Origin of the sequence: Reyranella sp. (assembly GCF_036558665.1) — a bacterium.
Taxonomy (GTDB): domain Bacteria; phylum Pseudomonadota; class Alphaproteobacteria; order Reyranellales; family Reyranellaceae; genus Reyranella.
In genome coordinates this window covers 1-8,769 of the sequence record NZ_DATBFE010000051.1, presented here as the reverse complement: position 1 = coordinate 8,769, position 8,769 = coordinate 1, and the positions used below count along the sequence as shown (strand labels likewise).

The following is an 8,769-nucleotide window of genomic DNA, read 5'->3' as shown; positions in this document are numbered from 1 at the left end:
TGAGGCGAAGGGCTCGCCGGTGATCACCACGGAAATCGCCTCCTTGAAGCCCAGCAGACCGAAGAACCGGCGTGCCCTGTCGAGATCGCGCACCGCGATCGTCAGATGGTCGAAGTGCCGTACCATCGTCGCCCCCTTCTGTGCCGTCTTCCCGTCGGCTGCATGGTGATCGCGGCGTTCCGCAGCGGCAAGGTGAAGGCAAGGGCCTGCTTGCCTTCCGTTCATAATTAATCGACTGGATAGTTATCGTTGACAACTATCCGGCCGAGTAATATCGCTCGACGAGATTGGAGCCGACATGTCGATGACAGGCACCCCGGATATCGCGGCAACGACGCCTCCCCCGGCGCGCAAGCGCGACCGCGAGCGGACGCGGCGGGAAATTCTCGACGTCGCCTTTGCCGAGTTCGCCGAAAAGGGCCTGAGCGGAGCCAACACCGACGAGATCGCCGCCCGCGCCAACGTCACCAAGAGACTGATCTTCTACTATTTCAAGTCGAAGGAGCAGCTCTTCACCTCGGTCCTCGAGATGGTCTACGAAAGGATGCGGCATTCGGAGGAAGAGCTCCGGCTCGACAAGCTGTCGCCACGAGCCGCGATGCGGCGGCTGGTCGAGTTCACCTTCGACTTCGACAACTCAAATCCCGGCTTCGTCCGCCTGGTAACGATCGAAAACATCCATCGAGGTCGCCACCTCGGCAGGTCGCGAAAGATCAAGGCAATGACGCGCCCGATCATCGAGCAAATCGCTCGCCTCCTTGCGCGTGGGCAACGCGAAAGGTCGATCAGGCGAGGCATCGATCCGGTCGAACTGCACATGACGCTGAGCGCGCTGTGCATCTTCTCGGTGGCGAATCGGCACACGTTCGAGGCCCAGTTCGACGTCGACATGACGACGGAAAGGGCGCGCGCGCAGCGCAAGAAGGAGATCGATGACCTTCTCTGGCGTTACGTCCGCCTGGACGGCCGCAATGGCGCCGGAGCTGCGCCTGCCGGCGGACTGCCATGACCCGGCGCACCCTGCCGGGCTCGATGGACGGAGCGATCGTGCGACGCGTGCCGGAACCGACACTGTGCGGGAGGTAGAGCCATGAAAACTGCCATCGCCACGGTATGCCTGAGCGGCACGCTCGATGCGAAGCTGGAAGCGATCGCCCAGGCCGGGTTCAAGCGCGTGGAGCTCTTCGAGAACGACCTGCTTTCGTTCAACGGCTCGCCCGCCGACGTGCGGCGCATGATCGCCGACACGGGTCTTTCGTGCATCACCTTCCAGCCGTTCCGCGACTTCGAGGGCATGCCGGATCCCAAGCGCGGGCGCGCGCTGGCGCGGGCGGAGCGCAAGTTCGACGTCATGGAGGCCCTGGGCTGCGACCTTCTGCTCGTCTGCTCAAACGTCGATCCGGACAGCCAGGGCGGCATCGACCGCGCCGCCGCCGACCTGCGCGAACTGGCCGAGCGAGCGCACAGGCGCGGGATGCGCGTCGCCTTCGAGGCCCTGGCCTGGGGGCGTCACATCAACGACTACCGCGACGCCTGGGAAGCGGTCCGCCGCGCCGACCATCCGGCAGTCGGCCTGGTGCTCGACAGCTTCCACATCCTGGCGCGCGGCACCGACCTTGCGGCCATTCACGCAATTCCGCGCGACCGCATCTTCCTCGTGCAGGTGGCCGACGCACCGCGCCTCGACATGGACTACCTGTCGTGGAGCCGGCACTTCCGAAGTTTTCCCGGCCAGGGCGACCTGCCGCTCGACGCCTTCATGGATGCCCTCGATGCCACGGGCTTCGATGGTCTGTTCTCGCTCGAGGTCTTCAACGACCAGTTCCGCGGCGGCCTCACGCGCCAGGTCGCCATCGACGGCCATCGCTCGCTGGTCTACCTGCTCGACCGCCTGCGCAACAGGACGCACCGGCCCATCGCCGGACTGCCGCCGCTGCCGCCGCGGGCGCGTTGCCTCGGCGTCGAGTTCATCGAATTCGCCATGGATGACCACGCGGCCCTGCCCTTCGAACGGATGCTCCTCGGGCTCGGCTTCCGCCGCGCCGGAGAGCATATTTCCAAGGCGGTCACGCGCTGGTGCCAGGGCAACATCAACCTCGTGGTCAACCGGGAAAAAGAGGGCTTTGCCCACTCATACAACATCACGCATGGCAGCGCCGTGTGCGCCATCGGCCTTCGTGTCGACGACGCCGCCGCGGCGCTCGACCGCGCACAGCTCCTGTTCGACACGCCGTTCCGCCAGGCCGTCGGCCCCGGCGAACTGGAGATTCCCGCGGTCCGTGGGTTGGGCGGCAGCCTGATCTATTTCGTCGATCCCAAGTCCGACCTCGGTCGCGTCTGGGACATCGAGTTTCGTCCCGTCTCCGCCGGGGCGCCGGAAGCGGGACTGAAGAGCGTCGATCACATCGCGCAGTCCATGCTCCACAGCGAGATGCTGAGCTGGCTCCTGTTCTACAGCTCGCTGTTCGACGTCTCGAAGACCGCCGAACAGGATGTGCTCGATCCCGGCGGGCTGGTGAAAAGCCAGGTCGTGCAGTCGCCGGACGGCAACCTGCGAGTCGTCTTGAACGGATCGCAATCGAACCGCACCCAGTCGTCCCGCTTCCTTTCGGAGGCCTTCGGGTCCGGCGTGCAGCATATCGCCTTTGCGTCCGACGACCTCGTCGCCACGGTGAAGCGCCTGCAGGCCAACGGCGTGAAGCTTCTTCCGGTGCCGGAGAATTACTACGACGATCTCGAGGCCAAGACCGACCTGGCGCCCGAGCTCATCAATGCGTTTCGTGCCAACAACATCCTGTACGACCGTGACGGAAACGCCGAGTACCTGCAGGCCTATTCGCTCACGATCGAGGATCGCTTCTTCTTCGAGATCGTCGAACGGCGCGGTTACCAGGGCTACGGCGCCGTCAACGCGCCGGTGCGGCTGGCAGCGCAGACGCGGCTCTCGTCCGACGAGAGCTGGGCCGGCTCGAGACTCTAGGAGGCCGGAGTGACGGAGCAGATCCAACCTCTCGATCCGATCATCGCCGAGATGGAACGCCGATGGCGCGACAGCGGCATTCCCGGAATCTACGATGGCGGCAACGGTCCGGTCAGCCGCGAGCGCGCGCGGAACGTTCGCGCCCTCCTCTATCCCAAGCCGGCCTTGGCGGCCGGGCGCCTGGAGCGCTTCGACATTCCGGGCCCCAACGGTGCGATCGTGGTGGAAGCCGTTCGACCGCTCGAAGGCGAGCCGATCGGCACGCTCGTCTACTTTCACGGCGGCGGCTACATCATCGGCGATATCGACAGCCACCAGGCGCACGCCATCCGCTTCGCGAACCGCGCACGCACCGTCGTGCTGAATGTCGACTATCGCCTGGCGCCCGAGCATCCTTTTCCGCACGGTGTCGACGACGCGATCGCCGCCACCCGGTGGGCCGGCGCGCATCTCGATCGCCTGGGCGGCGCCGGGAAGCCGCTGGCCGTGGGGGGCGACAGCGCAGGCGGCAATTTCGCCGCCGTGGCCGCGATCATGTGCCGTGACTCGGGCATCAGGCTTGCCGCGCAGGTGCTGCTCTATGCCGCCACCGACATGACCAACGAGGGCAATCCCGATATCCGCAAGGCCTATTTCGGCGACAGCTACGAGCAGAGCTGCCGGAGCCTCAAGGCCTCGCCCGTCCTGGCCAAGCTCGACGGCGTGGCGCCGGCCATCATCGGCGTGGGCTCGCACGACTTTCTCTGCCAGAGCAATCGCGCCTATGCCGCGGCGCTGCGCGCGGCCAAAGTACCGCTCACGTATCGCGAGTTTCCCACCCTCAATCACGGCTTCTTCAGCTATACCGCGATCTCGCCGGCCTGCACCGCTGCTGCCGACCGGATCTGCGACGACCTGCGCGCACTGCTCGCCCGATCGCCTCCCTGATCCTCGGTCGCCGTCGCGGCAGCGAGCTACGACTTCCCCTCCAGCGCCGCGCGTTCGCGGTGGAAGAGAGCGACCACGGCATCCATGGCGGCGCGCATGCGCGGCAGCGCGCGCAGGTCGCGATGGACGAGCAGCCACTGGTCGGCGAAGACATCGGCGATCACGCCGCCGACGCGCCGCAGCCCGGGATCCGGGTCGCCGAGATAGCAGGGCAGGATGGCGAAGCCCGCGCCCGCCCGCACCGCCTCGTGCAGCACCAGCCAGTTGTTGCCGCGCACGGCGGGACGCGCGCCGTCGAGCCGCTCGCCGAGCCAGCGCTGGCCGGGCATATAGGCATGGTCGTCGTCGAAGGCGACCCACGGCACGGTCTTGAACATCGCGGGCGCGAGCCGCGTGACCGCGAGCGCCGGATGGCCGTAGATCGCATAGGCGACGCGCCCCAGCTTGCGCGCGACGATGCCGCCGAGCTCGGGCATCTGCTCGCGGATCAGAAGATCCGCCTCGCGTCGCGAAAGGTTGGCGAGAGTGTGGCTGGCGACCAGCTCGAACTCGATCTCGGCCAGCTGCTTTCGCAGTTCCGGCAGGTGCCGCGCCAGCAGCGCCGACATCGCCTCGCCGGCCGAGAGCCGCACCACGCCGCGAACGGTGTCGTTCAAGCCCGCGCTGCGGCGGTCGATCGAAAGCGCGGCGCGCTCCATCGCCTCGGTGTCGCCCAGGAGCTCCTCGCCGGCCGAGGTCGGCACGAACCGGTCGGGCAGGCGCTCGAAGAGCCGCGCGCCGATCTGCTTCTCCAGCGCCGCCACGCGCCGCGCCACTGTCGGATGGCTGACGCCCAGCACCCTGGCGGCGGTCGTGAGCGTGCCTTCGCGCGCCAGCGTGAGGAAAATCCGCAGGTCGTCCCAACTGGGCGTCATGTTCATATCTGTACAGTGATTTTTCCGTTTTGTGGACTGACGAATAGGGATGTTCGCCCTAGCATGCCGCCATGCACATCGAACCGCGCCTTCTTGCTTTCACCAGAGGCGTCCGCGGCCGCATCGCCGCGGCGGTCGCCATCGGGCTCCTGTCGGTCGGTCTGGGCGTCGCCCGTCTCGGTCTGCTGGGCTGGCTGATCGGCCAGGTCTTCGCCGGCCGCGAGCCGTCGGCGCTGGTGCTGCCGATCCTGCTGGTCGCGCTGGTCATGGTGCTGCGCGGCGCGGCCGAGCACTGGCGCGCCGTGGTCGCGCACGAGACGGCGGCGCGCGTGCAGAAAAGCCTGCGTCGAATTCTCTACGACAAGATCGCGAGCCTCGGGCCGGGCACGGTCGGGCGCCAGCGCTCGGGCGCCCTCACGCTGTCGCTGATCGACGGCGTCGAGCAGCTCGAGACCTACTTCGGCCAGTTCCTGCCGCAGTTCCTGATCGCGCTGCTCTCGCCGTTCCTGATTTTCGCCGTCGTGGCTTTCATCGACCTGCCGGTGGCACTGGTGATGCTGGCGGCGGCCCTCGTCGCGCTGTTCGCGCCCGCCCTCTGGCACAAATGGGACGTGCGCAACTCGGCGTTCCGGCAGAAATCCTACGCGAGCTTCGCCGCCGAGTTCCTCGATTCGATCCAGGGCCTCGCCACCCTCAAGGCCTTCGGCCAGGGCAAGGCGCGCGCCGACAGGCTCGAGGTCGAGGCGCACGATCTCTTCCGCCGCACCATGTGGGTGCTCGGCACCAACTCGCTGGCGCGCGGCATCACCGACTCGGCGATCGCCTGCGGCGCCGCGGCGGCGCTCGTGTACGGCGCGACGCGCGTGGAGTCGGGCGCGATGGCCCTCTCCTCGCTGCTCGTGATCCTGATGCTGGGAGTGGAGATCTTCCGGCCGATGCGCGAGCTGCGCACCGTGTTGCATCAGGGCATGGTGGGCCTCTCGGCGGCGCAGGGCATCTACCGCATCCTCGACGACCGGCCGGCCGTCGCCGACGCGCTGCCGCTTCCTCTCGACAAGACGCTCGCGCCGGCCATCGCCTTCGAGGACGTGCGCTTCGCCTATCCCGGTACCCGGCGCACCATCCACAACGGCCTCTCTTTCCGTGCCGCGGCGGGCGAGCGGCTGGGCATCGTGGGACCGTCGGGCGGCGGCAAGTCGTCGATCGTCCGGCTCCTGCTGCGCTTCTACGATCCCGACCAGGGCCGCATCACCCTTGGCGGCCACGATCTGCGCACGCTCTCCTTCGACCAGATCCGCTCGCTGATCTCGGTCGTGAACCAGGACACGTTCCTCTTCCACGGCACGGTCGAGGAGAACATCCGGCTCGGCCGTCCCGACGCCACGCAGGCCGAGCTCGAGGAGGCCGCGCGCGCAGCCAACATCCACGACTTCATCGAGAGCCTGCCGCAGGGTTATGCGACGGTGATTGGGGAAAAGGGCATCAAGCTCTCGGGCGGCCAGCGTCAGCGGCTCGCCATCGCCCGTGCGCTGCTGCGCGATACGCCGATCCTGGTGCTCGACGAGGCGCTCTCGGCCGTCGACGCCGAGAACGAGGCGGTGATCCAGGAGGCGCTCGACCGCCTGATGCAGGGCCGCACCACGCTGATCCTCGCCCATCGGCTCTCGAGCGTGATCGACTGCGATCGCATCCTGGTGCTGGACGGCGGCCGCGTCGCCGAGGAAGGAAGGCACGACTTCCTGATGGCGCGCGCCGGCGTCTATGCAACGCTGATGGCGGAGCAGGCCCAGACATCGGATCTCCTCTCCCCCGCCAGGGGGAGAGGTCGGGAGAGGGGGTTGCACGAGCTTTCGCCGCCCCCTCTCCTAGCCTCTCCCCCTCCCGGGGGAGAGGAATTCCCCGAATTTACAACGACGCCTGCGCCGCCCACCGAAGGCATCATCAAGGCCGAGGGACTGACCTGGTACCAGGTGGTGGCCAACCTGATGAAGGTCGTGTTGCCGTGGAAGGGCAAGCTCGCGGCGACCTTCACCTTCGGCGTCCTGCGCGTCATCGCCTTCATCGGTGTGGGCGTACTCTCGGCGCTGATCGTGCTGGCGCTGAAGCACCACCAGTCGTTCGCCAGCCTCGCGGTCGCGCTCGCGGTCACGGCGCCGCTCGCGGGCCTGCTGCACTGGTTCGAATCGTGGCTCGCCCACGACATGGCCTTCCGCCTGCTGGCCGAGATGCGCATCGACGCCTACCGCAAGCTCGAGGCGCTGGCGCCGGCCTATCTCGTGCGTCGCCGCACCGGCGATCTGATGGCGCTCGCCACCCACGACATCGAGCTGGTCGAGTATTTCTTCGCCCACACCGTGGCGCCCGCCTTCGTCGCCGTCCTCGTGCCGGCGGCGGTGATCGTGGCGCTCGCCGCCGCGAACGGCTGGATGGCGCTGGCGCTGGTGCCGTTCCTGCTGGCGGTGGGCCTGAGCCCGTTCCTGATGCGCAAGCGCGTCGATCGGCTGGGCTCGCAGGCGCGCGAGGCGGCGGGCGAGCTGGGCGCGTTCGCCGTCGATTCCGTGCAGGGCCTGGGCGAGATCGTCGCCTTCCAGCAGGAGAGTCGCCGCGGCGATCGGCTCAACGCGCTGTCGCAGCGGCATATCGACCTGCGGCTGCCGTTCTTCCGCGAGCTCACGCTGCAGCATAGTCTTCTCGAAGTGATGACGGGCCTGGGCGGACTTGCCGTCGTGGCGGTTGGCGCGATCCTCGCCAGCCGCGGCGCCATCGATCCGGGCGTTTTGCCGCTGCTGACGATCCTCGCCATGGCGGCCTTCCTGCCGGTGTCGGAGATCGCCCAGATCGGCCGCCAGCTTGCCGATACGCTGGGCGCCACGCGACGCGTCTATGCGCTCGCCAACGAACCGATCCTGGTGCGCGACGGGCCGGGCGCGCCGCCGAAGAAAGGACCCGCATCGCTGGCGCTCGAGCGGGTGAGTTTCACCTATCCCGGCCAGAATCGCCGCGCCCTGGCCGACGTGAGCGTCACCATCCCGGCCGGCAAGACCATGGCGCTGGTCGGAACGTCGGGCGCGGGCAAGACCACGACGGCGCAACTCCTCATGCGCTTCTGGGATCCCGATCAGGGCCGCATCACCCTGAACGGCGCCGACTTGCGGGACTACAGGCTCGACGAGCTGCGCCGCCTGATCGCGCTCGTGGCGCAGGACACCTATCTCTTCAACGACACGCTGCGCGCCAACATCCTGATCGCGCGACCCGACGCGTCGGAGGCCGAGCTGCGGGCCGCCATCGAGCATGCCTCGCTCGCCGAGCTGGTCGCGACACTGCCGGACGGCCTCGATTCGCCCGTCGGCGAGCGCGGCACGAGTCTCAGCGGCGGCCAGCGCCAGCGCGTCGCCATCGCCCGCGCCTTCCTGAAGGATGCGCCGATCCTGATCCTCGACGAGGCGACCTCGCATCTCGACGCGGTCAACGAGCAGGCGGTGCGGCGGGCGCTCGACCGGCTGCAGGCCGACCGCACCACCATCGTCATCGCCCATCGCCTGTCGACGGTGCGCGACGCCGACCTGATCGTGGTGCTCGACGAGGGCCGCGTGGTCGAGACCGGCACGCACGCCGCGCTGCTCGCCCGGGGCGGCCTGTACGCCCGCCTGGTGTCGCGCCAGCTCGCCTCGGTCTATGCGCCGGCAGCGTCATGACGGACCAGGCCCGGCATCGCGTCGTCGTGGTCGGCGGCGGCATCGCCGGGCTGGAGCTCGCGAGCCGCCTGCCGCAAGTCGCACCGGCGATCCGCCTGACCCTGGTCGACCGCGAGCCCGCCTACGTCTGGAAGCCGATGCTGCATACCATCGTCGCCGGCACCAGCGACGTCACGCAGCAGGAAACCAACTTCATCGCCCAGGCACGCGACCGCGGCTTCGTGTTCGAGCCCGGCGAGCTCCTGGGGCT

The 8,769-nt window shown here is 68.2% G+C and carries 6 protein-coding genes; 5 read left to right on the top strand and 1 reads right to left on the bottom strand.

All coding sequences use genetic code 11. The features are described 5' to 3' along the window. Nucleotides 1-304: 304 nt before the first annotated feature. The 3 genes from VH499_RS07460 to VH499_RS07450 all read left to right on the top strand — a co-directional run bounded on the left by VH499_RS07460 (nucleotide 305) and on the right by VH499_RS07450 (nucleotide 3,907). On the top strand, nucleotides 305-1,009 hold the full coding sequence (locus tag VH499_RS07460) for a TetR/AcrR family transcriptional regulator (RefSeq protein ID WP_332052073.1): 705 nt from the start codon (nucleotides 305-307) through the stop codon (nucleotides 1,007-1,009). A gap of 81 nt (nucleotides 1,010-1,090) precedes the next feature. Next, nucleotides 1,091-2,980 carry a bifunctional sugar phosphate isomerase/epimerase/4-hydroxyphenylpyruvate dioxygenase family protein gene (locus tag VH499_RS07455; protein ID WP_332052072.1) on the top strand — a complete coding sequence of 630 codons (1,890 nt, stop codon included), beginning with the start codon at nucleotides 1,091-1,093 and terminating at the stop codon, nucleotides 2,978-2,980. 9 nt (nucleotides 2,981-2,989) lie between these two features. Further along, on the top strand, nucleotides 2,990-3,907 hold the full coding sequence (locus VH499_RS07450; protein WP_332052071.1) for an alpha/beta hydrolase: 918 nt from the start codon (nucleotides 2,990-2,992) through the stop codon (nucleotides 3,905-3,907). A gap of 26 nt (nucleotides 3,908-3,933) precedes the next feature. Here the strand turns inward: VH499_RS07450 and VH499_RS07445 are convergent, their stop codons facing one another. Further along, nucleotides 3,934-4,821: a LysR family transcriptional regulator gene (locus VH499_RS07445; RefSeq protein WP_332052070.1), complete on the bottom strand. Its 888-nt coding sequence runs from the start codon at nucleotides 4,819-4,821 to the stop codon at nucleotides 3,934-3,936. A gap of 71 nt (nucleotides 4,822-4,892) precedes the next feature. Between VH499_RS07445 and VH499_RS07440 the strand changes: the two genes are divergently transcribed. Both VH499_RS07440 and VH499_RS07435 read left to right on the top strand, forming a co-directional pair. After that, the gene (locus VH499_RS07440) at nucleotides 4,893-8,519 is read left to right on the top strand and encodes an ABC transporter ATP-binding protein (protein ID WP_332052069.1); all 3,627 of its coding nucleotides are present in this window, start codon (nucleotides 4,893-4,895) and stop codon (nucleotides 8,517-8,519) included. Next, a partial coding sequence (locus VH499_RS07435; RefSeq protein WP_332052068.1) for a lycopene cyclase family protein occupies nucleotides 8,516-8,769 on the top strand: 254 nt, incomplete at its 3' end. The genes VH499_RS07440 and VH499_RS07435, both read left to right, overlap by 4 nt.